This is a genomic window from Pseudomonas sp. GW821-FHT01C01 (assembly GCF_059422645.1).
In genome coordinates this window covers 105,151-131,200 of sequence record NZ_JBWKXF010000004.1, presented here as the reverse complement: position 1 = coordinate 131,200, position 26,050 = coordinate 105,151, and the positions used below count along the sequence as shown (strand labels likewise).

General features: G+C 59.8%; 23 protein-coding genes and 1 pseudogene. 9 read left to right on the top strand and 15 right to left on the bottom strand.

All coding sequences use genetic code 11. From position 1 onward, the window contains the following. The first annotated feature begins 84 nt into the window (after positions 1 to 84). On the top strand, positions 85 to 1,122 hold the full coding sequence (locus AC07XF_RS04320; protein ID WP_495025530.1) for an RHS repeat-associated core domain-containing protein: 1,038 nt from the start codon (positions 85 to 87) through the stop codon (positions 1,120 to 1,122). A gap of 43 nt (positions 1,123 to 1,165) precedes the next feature. Here AC07XF_RS04320 and rloA2 read toward each other — a convergent pair whose 3' ends face one another. Next, the gene (gene rloA2 / locus AC07XF_RS04315) at positions 1,166 to 1,672 is read right to left on the bottom strand and encodes a retropepsin-like aspartic peptidase RloA2 (protein ID WP_495025529.1); all 507 of its coding nucleotides are present in this window, start codon (positions 1,670 to 1,672) and stop codon (positions 1,166 to 1,168) included. 306 nt (positions 1,673 to 1,978) lie between these two features. Here rloA2 and yihG point away from each other — a divergent pair, with 306 nt between their 5' ends. Further along, positions 1,979 to 2,866: a 1-acylglycerol-3-phosphate O-acyltransferase, YihG family gene (gene yihG / locus AC07XF_RS04310; RefSeq protein ID WP_495025528.1), complete on the top strand. Its 888-nt coding sequence runs from the start codon at positions 1,979 to 1,981 to the stop codon at positions 2,864 to 2,866. A gap of 1 nt (position 2,867) precedes the next feature. Here the strand turns inward: yihG and AC07XF_RS04305 are convergent, their stop codons facing one another. Continuing rightward, positions 2,868 to 3,422: a DUF2780 domain-containing protein gene (locus AC07XF_RS04305; protein WP_495025527.1), complete on the bottom strand. Its 555-nt coding sequence runs from the start codon at positions 3,420 to 3,422 to the stop codon at positions 2,868 to 2,870. A gap of 290 nt (positions 3,423 to 3,712) precedes the next feature. Between AC07XF_RS04305 and AC07XF_RS04300 the strand changes: the two genes are divergently transcribed. From AC07XF_RS04300 to AC07XF_RS04290, 3 genes are read left to right on the top strand one after another with little or no spacing between them, the layout of a single operon-like run. Continuing rightward, entirely contained in the window at positions 3,713 to 4,306 is a 594-nt protein-coding gene (locus AC07XF_RS04300; protein ID WP_495025526.1) for a fasciclin domain-containing protein, read from the top strand. A 54-nt stretch (positions 4,307 to 4,360) separates the two neighbouring features. After that, the gene (locus AC07XF_RS04295; protein WP_495025525.1) at positions 4,361 to 4,987 is read left to right on the top strand and encodes an RNA polymerase sigma factor; all 627 of its coding nucleotides are present in this window, start codon (positions 4,361 to 4,363) and stop codon (positions 4,985 to 4,987) included. After that, positions 4,984 to 5,658 carry an anti-sigma factor gene (locus AC07XF_RS04290; RefSeq protein WP_495025524.1) on the top strand — a complete coding sequence of 225 codons (675 nt, stop codon included), beginning with the start codon at positions 4,984 to 4,986 and terminating at the stop codon, positions 5,656 to 5,658. The genes AC07XF_RS04295 and AC07XF_RS04290 overlap by 4 nt, the downstream gene beginning before the upstream one ends. A gap of 111 nt (positions 5,659 to 5,769) precedes the next feature. Here the strand turns inward: AC07XF_RS04290 and AC07XF_RS04285 are convergent. Continuing rightward, positions 5,770 to 6,084: pseudogene (locus AC07XF_RS04285) on the bottom strand (hypothetical protein); the annotation flags it as partial. A gap of 29 nt (positions 6,085 to 6,113) precedes the next feature. On the opposite strand from AC07XF_RS04285, the gene AC07XF_RS04280 reads away from it, so the two are divergent. Continuing rightward, positions 6,114 to 7,133 (top strand): RHS repeat-associated core domain-containing protein, encoded by a 1,020-nt coding sequence (locus AC07XF_RS04280; RefSeq protein ID WP_495025523.1) that lies wholly within the window; start codon positions 6,114 to 6,116, stop codon positions 7,131 to 7,133. 97 nt (positions 7,134 to 7,230) lie between these two features. On the opposite strand, the gene fdhA is transcribed toward AC07XF_RS04280, so the two are convergent. The 8 genes from fdhA to AC07XF_RS04240 all read right to left on the bottom strand — a co-directional run bounded on the left by fdhA (position 7,231) and on the right by AC07XF_RS04240 (position 17,308). Beyond that, a complete protein-coding gene (gene fdhA / locus AC07XF_RS04275) occupies positions 7,231 to 8,430 on the bottom strand; it encodes a formaldehyde dehydrogenase, glutathione-independent (protein WP_495025522.1) in 1,200 nt (399 codons plus the stop codon). A 177-nt stretch (positions 8,431 to 8,607) separates the two neighbouring features. Next, a complete protein-coding gene (purU, locus tag AC07XF_RS04270; RefSeq protein ID WP_007981374.1) occupies positions 8,608 to 9,465 on the bottom strand; it encodes a formyltetrahydrofolate deformylase in 858 nt (285 codons plus the stop codon). 159 nt (positions 9,466 to 9,624) lie between these two features. Continuing rightward, on the bottom strand, positions 9,625 to 10,257 hold the full coding sequence (locus AC07XF_RS04265) for a sarcosine oxidase subunit gamma (RefSeq protein WP_116582295.1): 633 nt from the start codon (positions 10,255 to 10,257) through the stop codon (positions 9,625 to 9,627). Between the two features lie 165 nt (positions 10,258 to 10,422). Then, the gene (locus AC07XF_RS04260) at positions 10,423 to 13,440 is read right to left on the bottom strand and encodes a sarcosine oxidase subunit alpha (protein ID WP_495025521.1); all 3,018 of its coding nucleotides are present in this window, start codon (positions 13,438 to 13,440) and stop codon (positions 10,423 to 10,425) included. Then, positions 13,437 to 13,766, bottom strand: coding sequence for a sarcosine oxidase subunit delta (locus AC07XF_RS04255; protein WP_046039383.1), 330 nt, complete (start codon positions 13,764 to 13,766; stop codon positions 13,437 to 13,439). Before AC07XF_RS04255 ends, AC07XF_RS04260 begins: the two co-directional genes overlap by 4 nt. 14 nt (positions 13,767 to 13,780) lie before the next feature. After that, entirely contained in the window at positions 13,781 to 15,031 is a 1,251-nt protein-coding gene (locus AC07XF_RS04250; protein WP_007947735.1) for a sarcosine oxidase subunit beta, read from the bottom strand. Between the two features lie 23 nt (positions 15,032 to 15,054). Next, positions 15,055 to 16,308 carry a serine hydroxymethyltransferase gene (glyA, locus tag AC07XF_RS04245; RefSeq protein WP_477777287.1) on the bottom strand — a complete coding sequence of 418 codons (1,254 nt, stop codon included), beginning with the start codon at positions 16,306 to 16,308 and terminating at the stop codon, positions 15,055 to 15,057. Between the two features lie 283 nt (positions 16,309 to 16,591). Continuing rightward, the gene (locus AC07XF_RS04240) at positions 16,592 to 17,308 is read right to left on the bottom strand and encodes a TraX family protein (RefSeq protein WP_495025602.1); all 717 of its coding nucleotides are present in this window, start codon (positions 17,306 to 17,308) and stop codon (positions 16,592 to 16,594) included. 168 nt (positions 17,309 to 17,476) lie between these two features. Between AC07XF_RS04240 and AC07XF_RS04235 the strand changes: the two genes are divergently transcribed. Then, positions 17,477 to 18,517 carry a threonine aldolase family protein gene (locus AC07XF_RS04235; RefSeq protein ID WP_495025520.1) on the top strand — a complete coding sequence of 347 codons (1,041 nt, stop codon included), beginning with the start codon at positions 17,477 to 17,479 and terminating at the stop codon, positions 18,515 to 18,517. Positions 18,518 to 18,731: 214 nt separating this feature from the next. Then, complete coding sequence (locus AC07XF_RS04230) at positions 18,732 to 19,556, top strand: SDR family oxidoreductase (RefSeq protein ID WP_495025519.1); 825 nt, start codon at positions 18,732 to 18,734, stop codon at positions 19,554 to 19,556. A gap of 118 nt (positions 19,557 to 19,674) precedes the next feature. On the opposite strand, the gene gbcB is transcribed toward AC07XF_RS04230, so the two are convergent. After that, positions 19,675 to 20,775: a glycine betaine monooxygenase reductase subunit gene (gbcB, locus tag AC07XF_RS04225; RefSeq protein WP_495025518.1), complete on the bottom strand. Its 1,101-nt coding sequence runs from the start codon at positions 20,773 to 20,775 to the stop codon at positions 19,675 to 19,677. 296 nt (positions 20,776 to 21,071) lie between these two features. Here gbcB and gbca point away from each other — a divergent pair, with 296 nt between their 5' ends. Continuing rightward, entirely contained in the window at positions 21,072 to 22,367 is a 1,296-nt protein-coding gene (gene gbca, locus AC07XF_RS04220; protein ID WP_057712996.1) for a glycine betaine monooxygenase oxygenase subunit, read from the top strand. 779 nt (positions 22,368 to 23,146) lie between these two features. Here the strand turns inward: gbca and AC07XF_RS04215 are convergent. The 3 genes from AC07XF_RS04215 to etfB all read right to left on the bottom strand — a co-directional run bounded on the left by AC07XF_RS04215 (position 23,147) and on the right by etfB (position 26,035). Next, positions 23,147 to 24,379 (bottom strand): retropepsin-like aspartic protease, encoded by a 1,233-nt coding sequence (locus tag AC07XF_RS04215; RefSeq protein ID WP_495025517.1) that lies wholly within the window; start codon positions 24,377 to 24,379, stop codon positions 23,147 to 23,149. 170 nt (positions 24,380 to 24,549) lie between these two features. Beyond that, on the bottom strand, positions 24,550 to 25,116 hold the full coding sequence (locus AC07XF_RS04210; protein ID WP_495025516.1) for a GNAT family N-acetyltransferase: 567 nt from the start codon (positions 25,114 to 25,116) through the stop codon (positions 24,550 to 24,552). A gap of 148 nt (positions 25,117 to 25,264) precedes the next feature. Continuing rightward, a complete protein-coding gene (etfB, locus tag AC07XF_RS04205; protein ID WP_495025515.1) occupies positions 25,265 to 26,035 on the bottom strand; it encodes an electron transfer flavoprotein subunit beta in 771 nt (256 codons plus the stop codon). Positions 26,036 to 26,050 lie beyond the last annotated feature (15 nt).

Here is a 26,050-nt window from a genome sequence, read left to right as displayed (position 1 = left end):
CTATCAGTTCTGCTAGTAGGCAGCCCCTGAAAAAACTCCGATGCTCAAGGTCCTGCCATCCGGACCTTGCACGGAGTTCAGTCCATGCCCAATACATCCCGTGACACCGTACTGTGTCGCTACCACTACGACCCACTGGATCGCCAGAATGGCTGCACGGTACTAGAGCAACCCGTCATTCAGCGTTTTCATTGCAAAGACCGACTGGCCACTGAAATTCAGGGCTTCGCTAGGTGGAGCATCCTTCAGCACGACGACCAGTTGCTGGCCCAGCAAAATCACCTCGACACCAAGGTGAGCACCACACTGCTGGCTACCGACCAACAACGCTCGATACTCAACGCCCTGGACGCCGCTCAACCCAATCCCCTCGCCTACACACCCTTCGGCCATCGTTCGGCGGAAAGCGGTTTGCTCAGTTTGCTCGGGTTCAACGGCGAACGGCCGGACCCGGTGACCGGGCATTATCATTTGGGCAATGGTTATCGGCAGTTCAATCCGGTGTTGATGCGGTTTAACAGTCCGGATAGTTGGAGTCCGTTTGGGGAGGGTGGGGTGAATGCTTATGCGTATTGTGGAGGGGACCCAGGCAATCGGGTAGATCCGACGGGCCATTCCTTTCTAGGCAGCCTTTTCAAAGGAGCAAAAAACCTCATCGGCGTCAGGCACCCAAGTAAATTCCATAAGCAAAACATCGATAACATCTTGAATGGCGCGCAACTTAACTACGGTAAAAACGTTATCGTAGATAGTCTGAAGCCTGCAACATTACAACCGATCAACTTGGAAAAAACTTCAAAAAACAAGATTACTCAATACATCGGAGCAATCAACGCGGACAGTAGCCCCATCTACGACACTATCAAGCAACACCTTTACAGTATGGAAGTGTCATCAACACTATCCAATAAACTACAAGAGCTAACATCACACCATAGAGTTCTCACGCATGCTCAAATTATGGATGTGCCAAAACACAAACTAGCTATCGAGCTAGCCAAATCAGTTGAATTCAATAAAAATATTAAAACTGCAAAAAATCTACTCCCTAAAAAAGCAGCCCGTACTTCAAACGCCGATAATGCATTGTCCAGTCAGAACACCGATGTACGAAGCTCGTAAACTTATTCTCTACGATCAATCAAATTTGGCTTTACAACACCAATCAGCAATCCGGCTTATCCGCCGTAAAACGCCGCGCCGGGTTCACCGCCGCACCGAACTCGCGCAACGCCTTGGCGCCGATCAGCAACGGGTAGTTGAAGCTGCTGCGGTCGGTGAGATTGACCTCCACGGTGCGCTTGACGCTGCCCAGGCACAGCTCCAGATCGACCACTGGACGCTTCGAGGGAGCGATGACTTCGCTGTCATCTTCTTCCTCTTCGGAGCGAGTTTTGATCTTGCTGATCCGGGCAATCTTGTGTTCGTAGACCTGGTTGCCCGCATTCTTGGTGCCGAGGCGGAAACGCACCCAGTCTTCGCCGTCACGCTTGAAGGTTTCGATGTCCTTGGCCGACAGCGACGCGGTCAGTGCGCCGGTGTCCATTTTCGCCTTGAGCACTTCTCCGCCGATTTCCGGCAGGGCGATGTATTCGTAACGCCCATAGAGGGTCGGTTCGGCGGCCAGGGCCGGCAGGGCGATGAGGGAAAGCAGTGCAAGGAGGGATTTCACGTCTAGGGCTTCCTTGGAAAATGGGGGCGTCGGGTGCGCGGTTTTAGACAGTCGCTGAGCCATTCGTTCGCCCCTGAGATCGCTTCGCAGGCAAGCCAGCTCCCACAGGTTTTTGCATTGTTCGCAGGTTTCGCACTCGACACGAACACTGTGGGAGCGGGCTTGCCCGCGAAGAGGCCAGCATATTCAATACAACTTCAGCGTCGAGCATAGCCATGCGAAGGTGAAACATTCGTCATCAGCCGATTTGGCCTGTCGCCCCAAGCTGCTTATCATGGCGCGCCCAAACGCTTCCAAGAGTTGCCTATGCGCCGTCTGCTCACCGGCTGTTTCGTCACCCTGCTGCTTCTGCTCAACACCCTGGTCCTGATCGGACCATTGATGGTGTTTGCCCTGCTCAAACTGGTCCTGCCTGGCCGTATTCGCGATTACGCCTCATGGTCGGTGATGTGGATTGCCGAGACCTGGTCCGAGATCGACAAGCTGATCTTCCGCCTGTGTATCCCCACCCAATGGGACATTCGTGGCGGTGACGATCTGCGTCGCGATACTTCGTATCTGGTGATCAGCAACCATCAATCCTGGGTCGACATCCCGGCGTTGATCCAGACGCTGAACCGGCGGACGCCGTTCTTCAAATTCTTCCTCAAGAAAGAGCTGATCTGGGTGCCCTTCCTGGGCCTGGCGTGGTGGGCGCTGGATTACCCGTTCATGAAGCGCTACAGCAAAGCGTTCCTGGCCAGGCATCCGGAACTGGCTGGCAAGGATCTGGAGATCACCAAACAGGCCTGCGAACTGTTCAAGCGCCAGCCGGTGACGGTGGTCAACTATCTGGAAGGTACGCGCTTCACCGCAGCGAAAAGCGCTCAACAGCAGTCGCCATTCACTCACCTGCTCAAACCCAAGGCCGGCGGAGTGGCATTCGTGCTGGCGGCAATGGGTGAACAACTGGACGCGATTCTCGATGTGACGGTGGTTTACCCGCAGCAGAAGATTCCGGGGTTCTGGGACTTGATCAGCGGCAATGTACCAAGGGTCATCATCGATATCCGGACCCGCGAACTCGACCCGGCGCTGTGGCAGGGCGATTACGAAAACGATCCGCTGTTTCGCGAAAAAATCCAGAACTGGGTCAACCAGCTCTGGATCGAGAAGGATCAGCGCATTGACGCCTTGCGCGCCGAGCGCCGCTGAATCAACTACCGGTGCCGCCACCCCAGATCCCGCCCAGGCTGCTCAGCAGCGAACCGCCGACGCCCTGCTGACCGAGGTATTGCAGGAGCACCGGGGTAAACAGGCCGATCATGCCGCTGTCCATGCCCAGGGCGCTGAAGGCGTTGTTCAGGTCATCGGTGTTCTTGACGTTGCCCAGGGCGTTATTCAGCCCTGCAGCTTTGCCGCTGGAGCCAAGCAGACCGGCCAGCGCACCCAACTCACCGCCGCCCGAGAGCATGTCGATGCCCGGCACGCTTTTGGCCAGTTCCGAGTAGTCGTTCGAACTCAACTGATTCTTCGCCAGCCCCAGCATCGCCCCCGCACCACCGAGGGCTTGCTGTGGGGTGATGTTCAATTGACTGAGGGTGCTCAGCAGGTCTGCTGTCTCCGAGGTCGGCGCGGCATCGGTCGCCGCATTGCCGCCCTTCATGCCGGAAATGGCATTGGCCGCATCGCTCAGGTTGAACTGTGCAAAGGCCGGGCTGACCGCCAGGGTCAAGAGCGATGCCAGGGCAAAACCGCGTGAAATCTTCATTCAGACATCCTCTATGAACACCGCCCGGCAATGGGCGGCGCAAAACTGTGCGTTTGACTGATATCCCCCGACATTGTTCCCGCCCTCCATTGTAGGAGCGAGCTTGCTCGCGATGAACTCCAGGGCACTGCGTTTATCCAGGCAGTCCCCGTCTTCGTTAACCTCCATCGCGAGCAAGCTCGCTCCTACAGGAAAAAAAACCCCACGCACTGCATCCAGCCTGCCACCACGCACGTATATCAAGCACGGACAGACACTCCTGGCCGATTCCCATCACAAGGATCATCACCATGAAACGCACTTCGATCAAAACGCCATTGATTGCCAGCCTGCTGACCCTGGCCCTTGGTGGCGGACTCGCCTTGAACACCGTGCAAGCGGCGGACATGGGCCACGACACCGTCACGGTCGGCGGCCAGACCATGCTGCCAAGCAAGGACATCGTCGATAACGCAGTGAACTCCGCCGATCACACCACCCTGGTCGCCGCGGTAAAAGCCGCCGGCCTGGTTGACACCCTCAAGGGCAAAGGCCCGTTCACCGTGTTCGCCCCGGTCAATTCGGCCTTCACCGCCCTGCCCGCGGGCACCGTCGACACCCTGCTCAAACCGGCCAACAAGGCCACATTGGCCCACATCCTCACCTACCACGTGGTCGCCGGAAAACTCGACATGATGACCCTGGCCGAGAAGATCAGGGCCGGTGGCGGCAAGGCCGAACTGACCACAGTTGCCGGCGGCAAACTGTGGGCAATGATGAACGGCCCGCACAACATCACCATCAAGGACGAAAAGGGTGATGTCGCTGACATCACCACCTACGATGTGTACCAGTCCAATGGGGTCATTCAGGTCATCGACAAGGTGCTGATGCCGAAAAGCTGAGCCGTGCCGCCGCCCTCGCGCATCGGGGGCGGCGGTCCGCCCGAGGTGTTCACCGTGAATGGAACAACCGCACGCTGTGAACTAACCTCTGCCTGCTACTGGCACCCTGCCCCACTTTCCGGGAGAACCGCCATTCCCATCGTCGAAGCCGATCAGCTCAGGCAACTGCTGGCCCAGTGTTCACTGGGCGACCGCCGCGCGTTCGAGACGCTGTACCGCAGTGTCGGCCCGCGCCTGCATGGGGTAGCGCTGCGCTTCATGGGCCGGCCGGACCTGGCTGAAGAGGTACTGCAAGAGAGCTTCGTGCGCATCTGGAACAATGCATCGCGCTACGAAGCGCATCTGTCGGCGCCGCTGACCTGGATGATCAACATCACCCGTCATCAGGCCATCGACCAGTTGCGCAAACACCGCGATCGGCCATTGAGCGATCTCGAAGAACAGATGCTCGTGGATGAAAGCCCATCGGCTCACGAGCAACTGGACAGTGCCCGTGAAGCCAGCGCCTTGAACCGCTGCCTGGACAGCCTCGAAGGCATGCAGCGCCAGTCGATTACCGTCGCCTATTTCCAGGGACTGTCGTGCTCCGAGCTGGCCGAACACCTGGCCGCGCCGCTGGGCTCGGTGAAGTCCTGGATCCGCCGCGGCATGGAGCGTCTGCGCAGGTGCCTTGAATCATGAACTATCGAACCCCGACCCTGCGTCGCGCCCTCGCCGCCGACTATGCCATTGGCCTGATGCCCGCTACCGCGCGCCGGCGTTTCGATCAGCTGTTGCTGGAAGATGCGGCCTTGCGCGCAGAACTGGCACAGTGGCAGGAAAGCCTGCTCAGCCTGACCCAAGCCCTGCCGGAGCAGCCGGTGCCGGATCGCGTCTGGCAAGGCATTACCGCGCGGATCGAACCGCAAGTGCTGCACGTGCCAGAGAAGCGTCCGTTCTGGAATTGGCTACGAGTAACGGCGGCGGTTTGCTCGCTGCTGATCGCAGTGACTCTCGGCGTGCTCTACCTCCCCGACGACGCCCGCTACAGCGCCACACTGGTCAACGCCGACGCGCAACCCGCGATGCGCGTACAGGCCCACGAGAATTACCTTCAAGTCGAGCCGCTGACGCTGGCGGCAGTCGAACCCGGACAAAGTCTGGAGCTGTGGGCGATTCCGGCGGACGGCAAGCCGATTTCCCTCGGCGTGATTCCGACGGGAGGCAAAGGCAGGGTCGCATTGAGCGAGACGCAGAAAGCGCTGATCGGCAAGCCGATTGCGCTGGCGGTCAGCCTTGAACCGAAGGGCGGCTCACCGACCGGGCAACCGACAGGGCCGGTGCTGTACCAAGGGGCGTTGGCCGCACTGTGAAAACACTGATCCGCTTTTGCGAGTGTGCTTTTGTGGCGAGGGAGCTTGCTCCCGCTCGGCGGCGCAGCCGTCGCAAACCACCCACCACGGTATAACTGATAGACCCCACGCTCATGATTCAGGGCCGCTTCGCAGCCCAGCGGGAGCAAGCTCCCTCGCCACAAAGTGGATACACCGCCCAAACTTCTTCGGCACGCCGGCATCGAACTCGCCATAACCCTGTGGTGCCTGATCCAGGCTGATCACCTGAACGCCCACCACCTCGGCGATGTTTATACGGTCCCACATGATCGCCTGCATCAGCTGGCGGTTGTACTTCATCACCGGGGTCTGGCTCCCAAGGAACGTGAACGCGCCTGCGTCCGTTCGAACTATCAGTTCTGCTAGTAGGCAGCCCTGACCGATTGCGCCACAGTAAAACCCTGGATCGAAGCACTCATTCAGGAAATCTGGCCATGCTGCCCAATCGCGAAACGTTGCTCTGCCGCTACCACTACGATCCGCTGGATCGGCTGATTGATTGCACTCCCTCTGCGCATGGCACCACCCGGCGCTTTTACCTGAAAGATCGTCTGACCACCGAAATTCAAGGCGCGGTGCAGCGCTCGATCATGCAGCACGACGATCAACTATTGGCTCAGCAGCAGCGTCAGAGCGGTGTGGTGGACACGCGCTTGCTTGCCACCGATCAACAGCGTTCAGTGTTGAACGTACTCGACGCGACTCGTCTCAATCCTCTCGCCTACTCACCCTATGGTCATCGCCCACCGGAGAATGGCTTACTCAGCCTGCTCGGCTTCAATGGCGAACGGCCTGATCCGGTGACGGGGTGTTATTTGCTGGGGAACGGGTATCGGGCGTTTAACCCGGTGTTGATGCGATTTAACAGCCCGGACAGTTGGAGTCCATTTGGGAAGGGTGGGCTGAATGCGTATGCGTATTGCGTGGGGGATCCGGTGAATCGGATGGATCCGACCGGGCGTGCAGGGTTCATGGGGAAGCTGAAATTTATAGGAAGAAAGCTTGGATTCAGACAATCATCGCGCGCAACGCGTGCCAATCAGACTTATGAGGCTGCGACCTCATCACCCGAAAGCTCCGTACCCACTACAGGTAACCGGGAGTCTGTTGAGCCGCCAACTGCTTATTCAGACGAAACTCCTGCGAATGTTTCTGGCAGTAGGGCTTCACAGGAGTACGAAGCTCCAGCACCCTATTCCCGAAACGAATTTCATCGGGAGCCGCCATCTTTTTCCCCAGGGAACGGTGTAACTCCCTTGGCCGCGTCAGTCCCACCCCCTCCGAGTTACTTTATGGATCAACGAGGACTAGTCGACTCGTCCCAAATTGATACATTGTGGGAAAACCGTCGGGGACTTCTGGAACTTTCGGGAATATTTCCAAACGACAGAAACCTACTAATTAAGATTGATAATATGACAAGGCAGATAAATGCGCTTCGGTGGGGCCAGTAGCACCATCCTCAAGGCACTTAACAATGCCTTTACTCAGAGTTGACCAAGTAAATCAGAAGGGCGACATCACGTCGCCCTTCTCTTACATCAAACGCCCTTACGCCGCACTAAACATCTTATGCGGATCAATCACAAACTTCTTCGGCACGCCCGCATCGAACTCGCCATACCCCTGCGGTGCCTGATCCAGGCTGATCACCTGAACGCCCACCACTTCGGCGATGTTGATACGGTCCCACATGATCGCTTGCATGAGCGCGCGGTTGTACTTCATCACTGGGGTCTGGCCGGTGTGGAAGCTGTGGGATTTGGCCCAGCCCAGGCCGAAGCGGATGCTCAGGCTGCCCATTTTCGCGGCAGCGTCGACAGCGCCCGGGTCTTCGGTCACGTAGAGGCCAGGGATGCCGATCTTGCCTGCCACACGCACCACGCCCATCAGCGAGTTGAGTACGGTGGCCGGGGCTTCGTGTTTCACGCCGTCATGGCCATGGCCACGGGCTTCGAAGCCAACGGCGTCGATGGCGCAGTCAACTTCCGGTTCGCCGAGCAGTGCAGCGATCTGTTCGTGCAGTGGTGTATCCAGGGACAGGTCGGCGATTTCGAAACCCTGGGCCTTGGCGTGGGCCAGGCGGATGGTGTTGACGTCACCGACAATCACCACGGCAGCACCCAGCAGGCGAGCCGAAGCGGCAGCGGCCAGGCCGACCGGGCCGGCGCCCGCGATATACACGGTGCTGCCCGGGCCTACACCGGCAGTTACGGCGCCGTGGTAACCGGTTGGCAGGATGTCGGAGAGGCAGGTCAGGTCGCGGATTTTTTCCATGGCCCGGTCGCGATCCGGCAGTTTCAGCAGGTTGAAGTCGGCGTACGGCACCATGGCGTATTCGGCCTGGCCACCGGTCCAGTCGCCCATGTCGACGTAACCATAAGCACCGCCCGGACGTGCCGGGTTGACGCTCAGGCACACGCCGGTGTGCATTTCCTTGCAGGAACGGCAGCGCCCGCAAGCCACGTTGAACGGTACCGAGACCAGGTCGCCGATTTGCAGGTTCTCGACGTCACTGCCCTTCTCGATCACTTCACCGGTGATCTCGTGACCCAGCACCAGGCCGGTTTGAGCGGTGGTACGACCGCGCACCATGTGCTGGTCGGAACCACAGATATTGGTGGAAACCACACGCAGGATGACGGCGTGGTTTATCTTCCTGCCACGCGGGTCCTGCATTTTCGGATAGTCAATCTTCTGTACTTCGACCTTGCCAGCGCCGAGATACACCACACCACGATTGCCAGACATGCTTTCACCTCGCTGTTGTTTTTATGGAACCGCGTTGCCCAGGCAGGCAGCGCGTTAAGTGCTCGGGTTATTGCCTGTGTGTCTTGTGTTGTCTGTTATGCCGCCTTCGCTGGCAAGCCAGCTCCTACAGAGACGCGCGATCAACTGTAGGAGCTGGCTTGCCAGCGAAAGCGTCCGTCAAAGCACAACTGTTCTGTTGGCGTTCAGGAAAACTCTACGTTCAATGTGATACCCCACGGCCCGCGCCAGCGTCAGCCCTTCGATATCCCGCCCCTTGGCGATCAAATCTTCCGGGTAATGGCTGTGGTCCACTGCTTCCACACCCTGGGCAATGATCGGGCCTTCGTCGAGATCGTTGTTGATGTAATGCGCGGTGGCACCGACCAGTTTCACGCCCTTGTTGTAGGCCTGGTGATAGGGCTTGGCGCCCTTGAATCCGGGCAGCAGGGAGTGATGGATGTTGATCGCCTTGCCATCGAGCTTGCGGCACAACTCCGGCGACAGCACTTGCATGTAGCGCGCAAGGATCACCAGTTCCGCACCGGACTCTTCGATGACCTGCCATACCTGACGTTCCTGGGACGGCTTGTCGTTCGGGTCCAGCGGGAAGTGGTAGTAGGGAATCTGGTGCCAGTCGGCGAGTGGCTTGAGGTCCGGGTGGTTGGAGACCACGGCGGCGACGTCCATCGACAATTGGCCGATGCGTTGGCGATAGAGCAAGTCGTTGAGGCAGTGGTCGGCCTTGGAAACCATGATCACCACTTTTGGCCGGTAGTTCGGCGCAGTCAGTTCGAAGATCATGCCGAAGGCTTCGCCACGCTCGGCCAGCCCCGCGCGGAACGACTGTTCGTCGAAACCATCGGGTTGGCGAAATTCCACGCGAATGAAGAAACGGCCCGAGAGCCGGTCATCGAAGGAGTGGTGTTCAGTGACGTAGCATCCCTGCTCGAACAGAAAGCGGGTCACCGCGTCCACGGTGCCGAGCACACTGGGGCAGTCGGCGGTCAGAATCCATGTGTCTGGGGCGCGGCTCATAATGCGTGACTCCTGTTCGAAAGTAGCAGCTGCCGAAGGCTGCGTTCGGCGGCGAAGCCGTCGTAAAACCTGAATCCCGGATCAGTCTGAAAGAAAGCCGTCGCAGGTTCGACGACGACTTCGTCGTCGAACGCAGCCTTCGGCAGCTGCTACAGGGATTCAGGCCTGGACGCTGAGGCCGTATTCGGCAGAAGCATCCTGCAACCACAACCACCAGTAATCCGAGAAGCTGCGGCGAATCAGCAGTTCCCAGGTGTCTTCGGCGGTGTGACGGATCATCAGTTGCGACTTGGCGAACACCGTGCCGACAGCTTTGCCCACCGGGAAGTTGTTCGGGTGCACGTCATAGCTGGTGGACTTCATCAGCACCTGGCGCACGTTCGGGCCGCTCAGTTCGAGGAGTTGCTGGCCGCCGCTGACATTGACGATTGCAATGTGCAGATCGCCCAGTGCTTCGCGCAGTTTTTGTTCGGCGGCAAGTTCTTCACCGGTCGGCACGATCAGCAGCCACTCATCCGGCCCCATCCATTGCAAACTGGTCTCGCCTTTGACGATGACGCTCAGCGCGCCCGGCAATTCAATGCCCAGGGCCTTGTGCACGCCCGCGGCAAACGCGGCATCGTGGCCATCGCCACGGATGGTCAGGTGGCCGAGGAGTTTTTTCTCACGCACGGTCACGCCGGCGTTCTTGCGGCCCTTGCCCACCAGGCTGGCGAGGTCGGCGTGATGCAGCGACGACTCGGCCTTGGCCCCGGAGGTTGGGCGTTGTTGGTAAACATTGGCTGCGGTCATAAAGCACCTTTCCTGAATTCTGTTGGTTCCGGCCCTTGTGGTGGCTGTTCCGCCGCCTTCGCGAGCAAGCCCGCTCCCACATTCGACCGCATTCCCCTGTGGGAGCGGGCTTGCTCGCGAATGGGCCGACTCGGTGTCATTGCCCACTCACAAGTCTTGAAGCCATCAAACGTTCTGGCGTTCGCCTTTCGGATCGAAGAACACCGAAGAAACGATTTCCGCCTCGATCACGCTGCCATCGGCCAGCGGTGCGAACACTCGCTCGCCCATCCGCTGCAACCCGCCCTTGACCACACCCATGGCAAACGAATAGCCCAAGGAGTTGTGCAAGTAACTGGAAGTCACGTGACCCACCATGGTCATCGGGATGGCTTGCTTGGTGTTGAACACCAGTTGCGCACCTTCCGGCAGCCATTTGGTCGGATCGATCGGCTTCAGGCCAACCAGCTGTTTGCGCTGATCACGCACACAGTCTTCACGGTTCATGCCACGCCAGCCGATCCACGAGAACGGTTTGGTGCGACCGACACACCAGCCCATATTCAGGTCGTCCGGGGTCATCGAGCTGTCAGTGTCCTGACCGACGATGATGAAGCCCTTCTCGGCCCGCAGCACGTGCATGGTTTCAGTGCCGTACGGCGTCAGGTTGTACTTCTTTCCGGCGTCGACGATTTTTTCCAGCACGCCCATCGCATAGTCGGCTTGCACGTTGACTTCGTACGACAGTTCACCGGTAAACGAAATCCGGAACACCCGCGCTGGCACACCGCCGACCAGACCTTCTTTCCAGGTCATGAACGGGAAGGCTTCGCTGCTCAAGTCGATGTCGGTGACTTCGCTGAGCAGCTTGCGGCTGTTCGGCCCGGACAGAGTCATGGTCGCCCAGTGGTCGGTCACGGAGGTGAAGTACACCTTCATGTCCGGCCATTCGGTCTGGTGGTACAGCTCCAGCCACTGCAGCACACGAGCCGCACCGCCAGTGGTGGTAGTCATGACGAAATGGTTGTCGGCCAGGCAAGCCGTCACGCCGTCGTCGAACACCATGCCGTCTTCTTTGCACATCAGGCCGTAACGCGCCTTGCCCACATCGAGCTTGGTCCAGGCGTTGGTGTAGACGCGGTTGAGGAACTCGCGGGCGTCCGGGCCCTGGATATCGATCTTGCCCAGGGTCGAAGCATCGAGCAGACCGACGCTGTCGCGCACGGCTTTGCATTCGCGCTTCACCGCGGCGTGCAGGTCTTCACCGGATTTCGGGAAGTACCAAGGACGTTTCCACTGGCCGACGTCTTCGAATTCGGCGCCGTTTTTCAGGTGCCATTGATGCAGTGCGGTGTAACGCACCGGCTCGAAGATGTGCCCACAGTGACGACCGGCCACGGCGCCGAAAGTCACCGGCGTGTAGTTCGGGCGGAACATGGTGGTGCCCATCTGCGGGATGGTCACGTTCAGCGAGCGGGCGGCGATGGCCAGGCCGTTGACGTTGCCGAGCTTGCCCTGATCGGTGCCGAAGCCCAGGGCGGTGTAGCGCTTGACGTGCTCGACCGATTCGAAGCCCTCGCGGGTCGCCAGTTCGATGGCGGCGGCGGTGACGTCGTTTTGCAGGTCGACGAATTGCTTCGGCGCCCGTGCGGTGTTCTTTTCGTGCGGCACCTGGAACAGCGCCAGGGTCGGCTCTTCGAGACGGCTCAGGGCTTTCGGCAGTACGCCTTCGACCGATTGGAAGCCGGCTTCGGCAGCAGCGCGCACACCACCTTCAAAACCATCGGCCAGGGAATCGCCAAGGCCGTAGACGCCGTTGATGCCACCGACGCACACGCGTTTCTGCGGTGCTTCGCCCGGTACGAAACCGAGGATGTCTTCGCGCCAGATCGGCTTGCCACCCAGGTGCGAAGCCAGGTGAACCACCGGGCTGTAGCCACCGGAGCTGGCCACCACGTCGCATTCAAGCCATTCGCCTGGGCTGGTCACGGTGTGGGCTTTGACGTCGATGGCGGCCACACGGGCAGCGGTCACACGCTTGCTGCCACGGGCCTCGATCACGGCGCTGCCGGTGAGGATGCGGATGCCTTTGGCGCGGGCTTCTTCCACCAGCGCACCACGCGGATTGCTGCGGGCGTCGGCGATGGCCACCACTTGCAGGCTGGCATCGAGCCAATCCAGGGCAACGCGATAGGCGTGGTCGTTGTTAGTCGACAGCACCAGTTTTTTGCCCGGTGCCACGCCGTAACGACGCACGTAGGTCGAAATGGCGCCGGCGAGCATGTTGCCCGGTACGTCGTTGTTGCCGTAGACCAGTGGACGCTCGTGAGCGCCGGTCGCCAGCACCACACGCTTGGCACGAACCCGGTGAATACGCTGACGCACCTGGCCAATCGGGGCGCGGTCGCCGAGGTGATCGGTCAGGCGCTCGTGAATGGTCAGGAAGTTGTGGTCGTGATAGCCATTGACGGTGGCGCGCGGCAACAGCAGCACGTCAGGGGTGTTCTTCAGTTCGTCGATGACGCTGGCCACCCACTCCATCGCCGGTTTGCCGTCGAGGCTTTCGCGGGAATCGAGCAGGCTGCCGCCGAACTCTTCCTGCTCATCGGCGAGGATCACGCGGGCACCGCTGCGCGCAGCCGCCAGTGCAGCGGCCAGGCCAGCAGGGCCAGCGCCAACGATCAGCACGTCGCAGTGCTGGTTCATGTAGTCGTAGGTGTCCGGATCGTTCTCGGTCGGCGAGCGGCCAAGACCGGCAGCCTTGCGGATGTACTTCTCGTAAGTCATCCAGAACGATTGCGGGTACATGAAGGTTTTGTAGTAGAAGCCCGGCGGCATCAGCTTGCCGCCGACCTTGCCGAGAATCCCCATCATGTCGTTGTTCACGCTCGGCCAGCCGTTGGTGCTGGTGGCGACCAGGCCTTGATACAGCGCCTGTTGCGTGGCGCGCACGTTCGGGATTTGCGTGGCTTCGGTGGCGCCGATCTGCAGCACCGCGTTCGGCTCTTCGGCACCGGCGGCGAAGATGCCGCGCGGACGGGAATACTTGAAGCTGCGACCGATGATGTCGACGCCGTTGGCCAGCAGTGCAGCGGCCAGGGAATCGCCTTCGAAGCCTTTGTAGTTCTGGCCGTTGAAGGTGAAGCTCAAGACTTTGTTGCGGTCGATCCGTCCGCCGTTGGACAGGCGATTGATCTGGCTCATACCTTCTCTCCCAGAGCCGTGCTGGCCGCTTTCGGGCTATCGGTCTTGTCGGTGAATTGTGGCTTGGTGCCGATCTTGTAGGTTTCGAGAATCTCGTAAGTCACGGTGTCGCGGGTGACGTTGAAGTACTGACGGCAACCGGCGACGTGATCCCACAGCTCGTGGTGCAGACCGCGCGGGTTGTCGCGGAAGAACATGTAGTCGCCCCACTCCTCGTCGGTACAGGTGTTCGGGTCCAGTGGGCGCGGGATGTGCGCCTGGCCGGATGCATGGAATTCCTCTTCGGAGCGCAGTTCGCCGCAGTGAGGACAGAAGATATGCAACATGGGGATTTCTCCTGTTAGTGGGCAACCGCAGCAGCGCCGTGTTCATCGATCAACGCACCGTTGTGGAAACGGTCGATGGAGAAAGGTGCGGCCAATGGGTGCATTTCACCCTTGGCCAGGCTCGCGGCAAACACGTTGCCCGAACCAGGTGTAGCCTTGAAGCCGCCGGTGCCCCAACCGCAGTTGAAGAACATGTTCGGTACCGGGGTTTTCGAAATGATCGGGCAGGCATCCGGCGTGGTGTCGACGATGCCGCCCCACTGACGGTTCATGCGTACGCGCGACAGCACCGGGAACATCTCGACGATGGCCTGGATGGTGTGTTCGATCACCGGGTACGAACCACGCTGGCCGTAGCCGTTGTAGCCGTCGATACCGGCGCCGATCACCAGGTCGCCCTTGTCGGACTGGCTGATGTAGCCGTGCACGGCGTTGGACATGATCACGCTGTCGATAATCGGTTTGATCGGCTCGGACACCAGCGCTTGCAGCGGGTGGGATTCGATTGGCAAACGGAAACCGGCGAGCTTGGCCATGTGCCCGGAGTTACCGGCCGTGACCACGCCGACGCGCTTGGCGCCGATGAAGCCTTTGTTGGTTTCAACACCGATGCACACGCCGTTTTCCTTGCGGAAACCGATCACTTCGGTCTGCTGGATCAGGTCCACGCCGAGGGCATCGGCGGCACGGGCAAAGCCCCAGGCCACGGCATCGTGACGGGCCACGCCGCCGCGACGCTGGACGGTCGCGCCCATCACCGGGTAGCGGGTGTTTTTCGAGCAGTCGAGGTACGGGATCTCGTCGGCCACTTGCTTGGCATCGAGCAGTTCACCGTCTACGCCATTGAGGCGGTTGGCGCTGACCCGACGCTCGGAATCACGGATGTCCTGCAGGGTGTGGCACAGGTTGTAGACGCCGCGCTGGGAGAACATCACGTTGTAGTTCAGGTCCTGGGACAGGCCTTCCCACAGTTTCATCGCGTGCTCGTACAGGTGCGCCGACTCGTCCCACAGGTAGTTGGAACGCACGATCGTGGTGTTGCGTGCGGTGTTACCGCCGCCCAGCCAGCCTTTCTCGACCACGGCCACGTTGGTGATGCCGTGTTCCTTGGCCAGGTAGTAAGCCGTGGCGAGACCATGCCCGCCACCGCCGACGATGACCACGTCGTAGACCTTTTTAGGGGTCGGCGTGCGCCACATTTTCTGCCAGTTTTCATGATGGCTGAGAGAGTGTTTGAAGAGGCCGAAGCCCGAGTAGCGTTGCATAGTCATTTACTCCAAAACCGCACTCAGCGATAAACCGGGAAGTCCGCGCACAGCGCTGCCACTTGCTCGGCGACATTGGCCTCGACATCGGCATCGCCGAGGTTGTCGAGGATGTCGCAGATCCAGCCGGCCAGCGTGACGCACTGGGTCACCTTGAAGCCGCGCGTGGTGACCGCCGGGGTGCCGATGCGCAGGCCGGAGGTGACGAACGGCGACTGTGGATCGTTCGGGACAGCGTTCTTGTTCACAGTGATGTGGGCGCGACCGAGGGCTGCATCCGCCTCTTTGCCGGTCAGGCCCTGACGGATCAGGCTGACCAGGAACAGGTGGTTGTCGGTACCGCCGGACACTACATCGTAGCCGCGTTTGATAAATACGCCGGCCATGGCTTGGGCGTTGTCGATCACTTGTTGCTGGTAAGCCTTGAAGCCTGGCTCCAGCGCTTCCTTGAAGCACACCGCCTTACCGGCGATCACGTGCATCAACGGGCCGCCCTGGGCACCGGGGAACACTGCGGCGTTGAGTTTCTTCTCGATTTCTTCGTTGGCCTTGGCCAGGATCAGGCCGCCACGCGGACCGCGCAGGGTCTTGTGGGTGGTGGTGGTGACCACATCGGCGTAAGGCAGCGGGTTCGGGTACAGACCGGCAGCGACCAGACCGGCGACGTGGGCCATGTCGACGAACAGCAGGGCACCGACCTTATCGGCGATCTGGCGGAAGCGCGGGAAGTCGAGGGTCTTGGAGTAGGCCGAGAAACCGGCGACGATCATCTTCGGCTTGCACTCGACGGCCAGGCGCTCGACTTCGTCGTAGTCGATCAGGCCGGTCTTGGTGTCGATGCCGTACTGCACGGCGTTGTACAGCTTGCCCGAGGACGACACTTTGGCGCCGTGGGTCAGGTGACCGCCGTGGGCCAGGCTCATGCCGAGGATGGTGTCGCCGGCTTGCAGCAGGGCCAGGTACACGGCGCTGTTGGCCGAGGAACCGGAGTGCGGCTGGACGTTGGCGTAATCGGCGCCGAACAGTTGCTTGGCGCGTTCGATGGCCAGGGCTTCAACCTTGTCGACGTGCTCGCAGCCACCGTAGTAGCGCTTGCCCGGATAACCTTCGGCGTACTTGTTGGTCAGGCCGCTGCCTTGCGCTTCCATCACGCGTTTGCTGGTGTAGTTCTCCGACGCGATCAGCTCGATGTGATCTTCCTGACGTTGCTCCTCGGCATTCATCGCCGCCAGCAGTGCATCGTCGTAACCCTGGATCTGGTCTTGCTTGCTGAACATCGCGTCTCTCCCAGCGGCGGCTGTGCGCCATTCGTCTCGGTGAGGCACTGGTTTTTCGGCAGTGCCCTTTGATAGCGATGGTATGACCGGCTTCGAGTGGTCAAATGCCTATGGACGCCACGCAAAGGTGCGTTTACGACATGGCGGGAAATGGCATGCCAGACACAAACCTCAAATCAGCATGGATCCCTTGTGGGAGCGGGCTTGCTCGCGAAGGCGGTGTGTCAGCAACATGGATGTCGCCTGACACTCCCTCTTCGCGAGCAAGCCCGCTCCCACAGGGTCAGGCGATAGCCTGTCGCACTGCCAGCAACAGCAGGAAATGCACGGGATACAGCGCATACGCCCAACGCCGCATCGGTGGTGCTTTTACGCCTTTTGCATGTCGCAACAAGAACAGCCCGAGCCATGGCGCGATCAGACAAGTGGCGACTGCCGCCATCGCCACGTGATTGCCCAATCGAACGGCGTAATACAACACCTGCCACTGATTGGCCGCCAGGCACACCAACCCCGCCAACAGTGCGAAATACCACGGTCGCTGCATTACCAGCAGCATCGCCAGCGGCAACAGGACGCCAAAGAAACCGAACATCAATCGCTGGGAGAAAAACGCCGCCAGCAGCAACGCCCCCGCCACCAGCAGTCGCGACGCAAGCACCGGCTGCTGCCAGCCACGAACCACCAGCAAGCCCAGGGCAAGGGTGGGCAGCACGTTCAAGGTGTCGGGATTGGGAATGTACATTCGGCAGGGAATTTCACTCACCGCACTAAACAGCAACAACCAACCCAGATAGCGCCACTGGCCACCGGTCGTCGTAGTCCGCACGCGCGCCAGATTGGCCGCCATCGCCAGGCAGAACCACGGAAACGCCAGGCGCCCCGGCACATACAGCCAATCGGCGGAATAACCGACATATCGCAGGTGATCGAGCACCATGCTCAAAAGCGCCAGCCACTTGAGCAGATCCAGTGCCCCGTCGCGCTGCTTTAAGTGCATGGTCTTGTGCATGGTCTTGTGCAATGTCACGTGCATAATTGCCCTTCCACTGTGTATGTTCCCCACAGCGACATCCTGTGCGCTCCACCTGACGATCTTGGGTACAGTGCGCATCCTCATTGACCACGGGACGCTTCACCATAGGCATCTCGACCACGGAAACAGGCCATGACCGACAAGAGCCAACAATTCGCCAGCGACAACTATTCCGGCATCTGCCCTGAAGCCTGGGCGGCCATGGAACAGGCCAACCACGGCCACCAGCGCGCCTACGGTGACGACGAGTGGACCGCTCGCGCCTCCGACGATTTCCGCAAACTGTTTGAAACCGACTGCGAAGTGTTTTTCGCCTTCAACGGCACCGCCGCCAACTCCCTGGCCCTTTCGTCGCTGTGCCAGAGTTACCACAGCGTGATCTGCTCGGAAACCGCCCACGTCGAAACCGACGAATGCGGCGCCCCGGAATTCTTCTCCAACGGTTCCAAACTGCTGATCGCCCGCACTGAAAACGGCAAGTTGACCCCGGAATCGATCCGCGAGGTCGCGCTCAAGCGCCAGGACATCCATTACCCGAAACCCCGCGTCGTCACCCTGACCCAAGCCACCGAAGTCGGCAGCGTCTACACCCCGGACGAAATCCGCGCCATCAGCGCCACCTGCAAGGAACTCGGCCTGAACCTGCACATGGACGGCGCACGCTTCTCCAACGCCTGCGCGTTCCTCGGCTGTTCCCCGGCTGACCTGACCTGGAAGGCCGGCGTCGACGTGTTGTGCTTCGGCGGCACCAAGAACGGCATGGCGGTGGGCGAGGCGATCCTGTTCTTCAATCACAAACTGGCCGAAGACTTCGATTACCGCTGCAAACAGGCCGGGCAGCTTGCTTCAAAGATGCGCTTCCTGTCGGCACCGTGGGTCGGAATCCTGGAAAACGATGCCTGGCTCAAATACGCCCGCCACGCCAACCGTTGCGCGCAATTGCTGGCCGAGCTGGTCAGCGACATTCCGGGCGTGGAACTGATGTTCCCGGTGCAGGCCAACGGCGTGTTCCTGCAACTGTCGGAGCCGGCCATCGCCGCACTGACCGCCAGGGGCTGGCGTTTCTATACCTTCATCGGCAACGGCGGCGCACGCTTCATGTGCTCGTGGGATACCGAGGAAGAGCGTGTGCGTGAGTTGGCGAAAGACATTCGTGAAGTGATGTCCCTCTAAAACTCTGGTTTACACCGCCCCCCCTGTGGGAGCGGGCTTGCTCGCGAAAGCGGTAGTACATTCAGCATCTGCGGTAACTGACCCACCGTATTCGCGAGCAAGCCCGCTCCCACAGAAGCCAATCCAATCGCCCCTCATCGTTCGCGCCTGAAGACTTCGTCTACATTGTTTGTCGAGCCGACCCGCTCACATAACAACAATCAGGAGCGTCAGCATGTCATTGCAAGGCAAAACCCTGTTCATCACCGGCGCCAGCCGCGGCATCGGCCGCGAGATCGCGCTGCGGGCCGCACGCGATGGGGCCAACATAGTGATCGCCGCCAAAAGTGCCGAACCCCACCCCAAGCTGCCGGGCACGATTTTCAGCGTGGCCCGAGAAGTGGAAGCCGCAGGCGGCAAGGCGTTGGCTTTGCAGGTGGATGTGCGTGAAGAGGATGCCGTACATGAGGCGCTGGCCAAGGCCAACGAGCATTTCGGCAGTATCGATGCGCTGATCAACAACGCCGGGGCGATCAAGCTGACCGGGGTCCAGCACCTCGAACTCAAACGCTTTGACCTGATGCACCAGATCAACACCCGTGCCGTATTGCTGTGCAGCCAGGCTGCGCTGCCCTATCTGAAGAAGTCCGGCGGCCACATCCTCAATCTGTCCCCACCGCTGAACCTGGCCACCAAATGGTTCGCCCAATACAGCCCGTACACCGTCACCAAGTACGGCATGAGCATGCTGACCCTGGGCATGAGCGAGGAATTCAAGAACTACGGCATCAGTGTCAACTCGCTGTGGCCACAGACGATGATTGCCACCGCTGCCATCGAGTTTCAGTTGGGATCACGCGAGTCATTCAAGCATGCGCGCACGCCTGCGATCATGGCCGATGCGGCGCATGTGATTCTGAGCAGCGCAAACCGCAGCTTGACCGGACGCTTGTTGATCGATGAGGAAATACTGCGAGAACACGGGGTGACCGAGTTCGAGCACTATCGGTTCGCACCCGACAGCGATGCAGCACTGATGCCTGACTTGTTTGTAGATTGAAACACCGACCATTGTGGGAGCGGGCTTGCTCGCGAAGACGGTGTGTCATTCAACATCAATGTTGACTGATTCGACGCCTTCGCGAGCAAGCCCGCTCCCACAGGTTCTACGATGTGGATCAGTACTCGATGCGCACGTCGCCCTTTGGCACGCTGCAGCACGACAGGATGTACCCTTCGGCTTCGTCTTCCTCGGTGATCCCGCCGTTGTGTTCCATCTCCACTTCGCCGCCCAGCTTCATCACCTTGCAGGTGCCGCAGATGCCCATGCCGCAGGCTTTCGGAATCATCAGGCCAACCTTGGCCGCCGCCGCATGCACGGTTTCGCCCGGGGCCACGCGAATGCTCTTGCCGGAGGCGGTGAACTCCACTTGATGCAGGTCCGCCGCGTCCACTTCCGGTGCCTCGGCCGCTTGTTCGGCATGTTCCTCGGCGTCGGCGCGGGCCTCGGGCGGAGTCGCTCCGAAGGATTCTTCATGGTAGCGCTTCATATTAAAGCCGGCGTTTTCCAGCAAGCGCTTGACCGCGTTCATGTAGGGCGTCGGGCCGCAGCAGAACACTTCGCGCTCAAGGAAGTCCGGAACCATCAGTTCGAGCATCTTGTGGTTCAGGTAACCGCGATATCCGGCCCATGGCTCACCGAAACCGTGCTTCTCGCAAATCAGGTGCAGGCTGAAGTTTTCGATCCGCGCCGCCATATGCTCCAGCTCGCGGTGATAAATGATGTCCTTGGGCGAGCGGGCGCTGTGGATGAATGCCATGTCGACGTTGCCGTTGGTATCGAAGAACCAGCGTGCCATGGACATGCACGGTGTGATCCCCACGCCGCCGCTGAGGTACAGCACTTTCGGGTTTGGGAAATCAATGGCGTTGAACAGCCCCACCGGACCGTGCACCGCCAGTTCATAGCCTTCGCGCAAGGTGTCGTGCAGCCAGTTCGAGACCTTGCCGCCCGGCACCCGCTTGATCGTCACCGAAAAGCTGTACGGCACCGACGGCGAGCTGGAGATGGTGTACGAACGCATGATCGGCTGGCCTTCGATTTCCAGCTCCAGGGTGACAAACTGCCCCGGCTTGAAGAAGAACATGATCGGCTGGTCGGCCATGAAGCAAAAGGTGCGCACATCCCAGGTTTCCTGGATGACTTTGACGCAACGGACGATGTGTCGGCCATTGGCCCAGGTCTGGGTGGTTACCGGATTCAGGAAGCTGTTGGACATGCTGATCTCCACGGCCGACTGTCGGCCTTCATGTTGGCGATTCTGCGTATAGCGCGAATCACCCATTTACCTATCTGCGACATTGACATGCTTATCGCGACCAGCCCCCAACGACCGGGGCTTGCGCGTCGGGAACAGATTGCACCATGTCGCCCATGGATAAGGTTCTGGCCTGCGTCGGCCCCACACTCGCCCCATACCAAGACACATTCTTTACACCTTGCGTAGCAACCCTGAGCAGCACACCTGATTAGCCACTTTCGCCGGCCACACAGAATGGCCTTGAGGATTAAACGATGGACGTCACTACTACCCTGAGCCTGGGCGATCCGCTGGAACCCGCACGCAAGGCCACCGCCCAGATGCTGCAAGAGCGCGAGCGCACGTTCTCGCTGCCGCAGCCGTTTTACTCTGACGAGCGCCTGTTTGATATCGACATGCAGGAAATCTTTCAGAAAGAGTGGCTGATCGCCGGCATGACCTGTGAGATCCCCACCAAGGGCAACTACCTGACCCTGCAGATCGGCAAGAACCCGATCATCGTCATCCGCGGCGCCGAGGGCGTGGTACACGCGTTCCATAACGTCTGCCGCCACCGTGGCTCGCGCCTGTGCACCAGCGACAAGGGCAAGGTCGCCAAGCTGGTTTGCCACTACCACCAGTGGACTTACGAACTCGACGGTCGCCTGCTGTTCGCCGGCACCGAAATGGGCGCCGACTTCGACATGAATCAGTACGGCCTCAAACCGGTGAACGTGAAGACCGCCGGCGGCTACATCTTCATCAGCCTGGCGGAGAACCCGCCGGCCATCGATGACTTCCTGTCGACGCTCAACCATTACATGGAACCGTACGACATGGAAAACACCAAGGTGGCGGTGCAAACCACCTTGATGGAAAAGGCCAACTGGAAACTGGTGCTGGAAAACAACCGCGAGTGCTACCACTGCAACGCGTCGCACCCGGAACTGCTGAAAACCCTGCTGGAATGGGACGACGTCACCGACCCGCGCGCCGACCAGGCGTTCAAGGACCACGTCGCCGCGTCCGCCGCAGCCTGGGAAGCCGAGAAGATCCCTTATGCCCACGCCAGCTTCGGCCTGCGTAACCGCATCGTGCGCATGCCGCTGCTCAAGGGCACCGTATCGATGACCATGGACGGCAAACAGGGTTGCGCCAAGCTGATGGGTCGCATCAAGAACCCGGACCTGGGCTCGATGCGGATCCTGCACCTGCCGCACTCCTGGAACCACTGCATGGGCGACCACATCATTGTGTTCACCGTGTGGCCGATCAGCGCCCAGGAAACCATGGTCACCACCAAGTGGATCGTGCACAAGGACGCGGTCGAAGGCGTGGACTACGACGTGGAGCGCATGCGCCAGGTCTGGGACGCCACCAACGACCAGGACCGTCGCCTGGCCGAAGAAAACCAGCGCGGCATCAACTCCACCGCCTACCAGCCTGGCCCGTACTCCAAGACCTATGAGTTCGGCGTGGTCAACTTCGTGGACTGGTACAGCGAGCGTCTGCTGAGCAATCTTGGGGCCGAGCCTGCGCCGTACCTCAAGGGCGTTCCGGTTCAGGGTTAAATCAACAGCAAAAGCTTCGCGAGCAAGCCCGCTCCCACAATGAATCGGTGGCGTACACAACTTTTGTGAACGACACGGACAAATGTGGGAGCGGGCTTGCTCGCGAAAGCGACCTCATTTTCACCCTGCAACTTAGAACTGTACGAAATATGATCTATCTCGTTCAGACCTAAGCCAGCCGCGCCTCCCAGCCTTCCGCGAACAAGTTATCCACATCTCCACCCACAGCTATTGGGGACAACTGTGGAAATGCTGCAAACTTTTTTCAAAGAAACCAAAGAAAAACCGTGACTTATCCAGAAGCATGCTTCCCTTGGAGGGTTGGTCGTTTTTTGATCGAAAGCCTGAAACGCCCGGACTGCATAGCTTCCAGAGGATGACGAACACCTTATCCACAGAAGCGCCAACAGACTTTGGGGTTAACTTCAAAGTCCCTGTGGAAAACAGCTAAAACCCGCAGAAACCCGGCGTTAGCCTGGAACCGGACAGCGTAAAACCGTCCGTTGATCAAATTATGATCAGAAGCCTGCATACCGCTGTTTATAAGGTCTGCAGCCGATAGCAAACATCTTATCCACAGAAGCGCCAACAGAGATTGGGGGCAAGTCTGCGTCGACGTCAGTACTTATCCCCTTGAAAAAGCTTGGAAAAACCACGAACAAGGCTGGTTGTTTTTTGAACGACACCTTGCAGGGCTTGATTTGTATGGGATGTAGCGAGGGGCGAACATGTTATCCACAGAACCACCAACAGGGATTGTGGGTAAACACGGGAGTTGTTCAGACTTTATTGAGACATGACCGACCTGACTCCAGGTCCAGGTTCAACTCAAAATCTTTGAAGGCGCGCCATCCGAGCAATACCGACGGGACGGATTGCCCGCCTATCAGCGACGGCGGGATGGTGAAGCCCGGGTAATATTTGTAGGTGACAGCCATGGTGCCGCCTTGCAGGGCCAATACGCCGTCGAAGCTTTGAAAGCGCTTGTTGTCGCCGGTGTAAACGGTCGAGCTTCCCGGTGTCAGCGCCTGCACAACGCTGACTTGCCTGCCGGGCGACGCGGCCGTCAGGTAGTCCACATTTCCGCTATCGATGATTGCCAGCGTTGTCCGGCGATCCAGTTGTGCGGCAACCACCAGCCGTTGATTCAGACCCTGGCGGCTATAGAAAATCGGCGCATCACAGCGCGTGGCAGGCAGCGGGTTAAGCTCCAGGGCACTCCTGGTTAGCTTCAAGCGCCCCAGCTTGCTGATCAGATCCAGCCCCAACAGATTCTCCCGGTCGCTGACAAACACCAGGACGTTCCTGAACTTTCGGGTGCCGACTTTCAGCGACTCGAGAATTCCCAACCTCGCGGCCAAGCCCTTTTCACCATAAAAGGTGCTGTAGCGATAATAAGCATCGGGCAACAACCTGATGCCCATCTGTTTCGCCGTCTCGATGTTGACCCGGGTTTGCGGCGCGCCCGTGTCCAGGACAAAACGCGCCGAGACACCATTGGCCGCGGCGACCTCGATAAATGGCTGCACTTGTTTTGCGATGTAAAAGTCGTTGGCATACGGATGGAGCGGCAGCACCTCATGCCGTGCCGAACCGCTGACCGAGAAACTGCCGGTCGCCGCCAGGATAGCCAGTGATTCGCTGCCAAACGTGGAGAACAGAGGCTTCAGATTGGCGTTGGCCGCAATCATCCGGGCATGTTTGCCCTTGATCGCCAGATAGTATTCGGGGAGTTGGTTGGCGGCTTTGGCTTCGAGCATTCTGGCGAAGACCGTCACCGAACAGCTGAGGTGTTTATTGGCATCCAGTACCTTGTCGCACTGTTGCCGCAGTTGCGCCAGGGACGCGCTGCGCCCCTGCTCGGAATTGATCCACCGATAAAAATCCTGATCAGCCTCAGCCCCTGCCACGGGCGCTTTTGACTGGGCGGCAACCGTCAAGCCTGTGGATACCCACATAGCCAATGCAAAGAGCACCAGAAGAGCGAAAGTCTTCATATTCAAGCCAGTCATAAAAACCGGGTTTTATGAGTCAGCGCTGAACGTCTGAAAACTCCCGAAAGCGTGCCGCACCCTGGATCAGCGCATAGAAAACTGTAGCTCACCGCCCTCGTCAGCGTGAGACGGGAAGGAGGGTTCGTGGCGTTGTGGATAACTGGCGCGGGGCGAGCCCTCGAGCAAGCTCAGGGCCTGTGCATAAGATAGGCGTCACCGGTGACGCGGATCATTGGATGAGGGGTGACCTGGCAGGTTTTGATGATCCCGAATCCGTGTCGCTCGTAAAAGCGCCGGGCGCCAGTGTTGGCGGCATAGTCGATCAGGCTCAGGCCATTGAGCCCCAGCCGCTCGGCACGTTCTTGAGCGTGGGCGAGAAACTGCACGCCCAACCCCCGATTGCGCCAGCCTTCATGCAGGGCCAGGCTGGAGATGTACAGGGTATCGGGCACCTCCATGTCGGCGTAAGGCGCCAGTACCGGGTCGGTCGTCGGCTCCGCCAGTGGATCGTGACGCATCACGTAGCTGTGCATCATGCCAATGACCTGGCCATCGGCTTCGGCAATCAGGCAGTTCTGGTAGGAGAAATCCACGTCGTCGCGGGCATACCGAATGGCGCCGACATCCAACAGATCCTGGCTAGGCTCTGCGATCTGGCTCCAGATGTAATCTGAAGCGCCCTCGGATGAGATCTGGAACAACCGCGCAATCTCACGCGCATCCGCGCGCTCTGCCGAACGAAACTCAACTGCCATTGTTCCCCCATAAATTTCGGTGAGATGAAGCCTTTCTGTGGGAGCGGGCTTGCTCGCGAAAGCGGCGGGCCAGGCAATATTCATGTCGACTGACACACCCCCTTCGCGAGCAAGCCCGCTCCCACATTTGATCCAGGGTGACTATTTGTCAGCGGACCACACCTTCTTCAATCAGCAACTTGAGGATCGCTTCAGCCCCCGCTTGTGCCGTAACGCCCTTGAGCACTTGTCCACCGCCGCCACTGGCCTTGGCCGTCGCGGCTTTCATGCGGTCGGCACCGCTCTTGGCCTTGATCACCTTCAGGCGCTTGGGCCGGGGCTTGGCCGGTTGCAGGCTGGCGACCGCGAGCAGTTCATCATCGATGACTTCAACCTCCTGCGCTTGCAGCACGCCGCGTCGGGCCGGGCCATAGGCACTCTGCCGTGGCTTGGGTGCGGCGTTATCCACCGTTGCCAGAAACGGCAGGCGCACCTTCAACCGACGGCGTTGACCGCGCGGCAAGGCTTGCAATACCAGCGCCGAATTGCCATCGATGGATTCGACCTGCGCCAGCCCCACTACCAGCGGCCAGCCCAGGCTTTCAGCCAGCAGGAACGGCAACATGCCCGAGCCTTCACCGGTTTCCGCCTGGCTGCCGGTCAACACCACCTGCGCCCCGGCATCGCGCAGATACTCGGTCAGTGCCGGTAGCGCATCGGCGCCTTGCGGTTGTTCCAGCACATGCAGTTGCTCCAGGCCCATGCCCAGGTAAGCACGCAATGCAGGCTCGGCAATGTCGCCGGCATGCAGCACTTGCAGGTTATCCCCAGCCAGTTGCAGGCCCAGTTCCACCGCCCGTGCATCCTGTTCCGCGCGACGCGGCCGACCGGACGTCGGGTGGGCGCCGATGGACACCAGGCTGATGATTTTCGTGCTCATAACCCTTTCCTTCCC

Excerpts from the sequence above, each read along its gene's own strand:
- AC07XF_RS04320 (WP_495025530.1), top strand. The coding sequence starts at position 85 with ATGCCCAATACATCCCGTGACACCGTACTGTGTCGCTACCACTACGAC.
- yihG (WP_495025528.1), top strand. The coding sequence starts at position 1,979 with ATGCGCCGTCTGCTCACCGGCTGTTTCGTCACCCTGCTGCTTCTGCTC.
- AC07XF_RS04305 (WP_495025527.1), bottom strand. The coding sequence starts at position 3,422 with ATGAAGATTTCACGCGGTTTTGCCCTGGCATCGCTCTTGACCCTGGCG.
- AC07XF_RS04300 (WP_495025526.1), top strand. The coding sequence starts at position 3,713 with ATGAAACGCACTTCGATCAAAACGCCATTGATTGCCAGCCTGCTGACC.
- AC07XF_RS04290 (WP_495025524.1), top strand. The coding sequence starts at position 4,984 with ATGAACTATCGAACCCCGACCCTGCGTCGCGCCCTCGCCGCCGACTAT.
- AC07XF_RS04280 (WP_495025523.1), top strand. The coding sequence starts at position 6,114 with ATGCTGCCCAATCGCGAAACGTTGCTCTGCCGCTACCACTACGATCCG.
- fdhA (WP_495025522.1), bottom strand. The coding sequence starts at position 8,430 with ATGTCTGGCAATCGTGGTGTGGTGTATCTCGGCGCTGGCAAGGTCGAA.
- purU (WP_007981374.1), bottom strand. The coding sequence starts at position 9,465 with ATGAGCCGCGCCCCAGACACATGGATTCTGACCGCCGACTGCCCCAGT.
- AC07XF_RS04265 (WP_116582295.1), bottom strand. The coding sequence starts at position 10,257 with ATGACCGCAGCCAATGTTTACCAACAACGCCCAACCTCCGGGGCCAAG.
- AC07XF_RS04260 (WP_495025521.1), bottom strand. The coding sequence starts at position 13,440 with ATGAGCCAGATCAATCGCCTGTCCAACGGCGGACGGATCGACCGCAAC.
- AC07XF_RS04255 (WP_046039383.1), bottom strand. The coding sequence starts at position 13,766 with ATGTTGCATATCTTCTGTCCTCACTGCGGCGAACTGCGCTCCGAAGAG.
- AC07XF_RS04250 (WP_007947735.1), bottom strand. The coding sequence starts at position 15,031 with ATGCAACGCTACTCGGGCTTCGGCCTCTTCAAACACTCTCTCAGCCAT.
- glyA (WP_477777287.1), bottom strand. The coding sequence starts at position 16,308 with ATGTTCAGCAAGCAAGACCAGATCCAGGGTTACGACGATGCACTGCTG.
- AC07XF_RS04240 (WP_495025602.1), bottom strand. The coding sequence starts at position 17,308 with ATGCACTTAAAGCAGCGCGACGGGGCACTGGATCTGCTCAAGTGGCTG.
- AC07XF_RS04235 (WP_495025520.1), top strand. The coding sequence starts at position 17,477 with ATGACCGACAAGAGCCAACAATTCGCCAGCGACAACTATTCCGGCATC.
- AC07XF_RS04230 (WP_495025519.1), top strand. The coding sequence starts at position 18,732 with ATGTCATTGCAAGGCAAAACCCTGTTCATCACCGGCGCCAGCCGCGGC.
- gbcB (WP_495025518.1), bottom strand. The coding sequence starts at position 20,775 with ATGTCCAACAGCTTCCTGAATCCGGTAACCACCCAGACCTGGGCCAAT.
- gbca (WP_057712996.1), top strand. The coding sequence starts at position 21,072 with ATGGACGTCACTACTACCCTGAGCCTGGGCGATCCGCTGGAACCCGCA.
- AC07XF_RS04215 (WP_495025517.1), bottom strand. The coding sequence starts at position 24,379 with ATGACTGGCTTGAATATGAAGACTTTCGCTCTTCTGGTGCTCTTTGCA.
- AC07XF_RS04210 (WP_495025516.1), bottom strand. The coding sequence starts at position 25,116 with ATGGCAGTTGAGTTTCGTTCGGCAGAGCGCGCGGATGCGCGTGAGATT.
- etfB (WP_495025515.1), bottom strand. The coding sequence starts at position 26,035 with ATGAGCACGAAAATCATCAGCCTGGTGTCCATCGGCGCCCACCCGACG.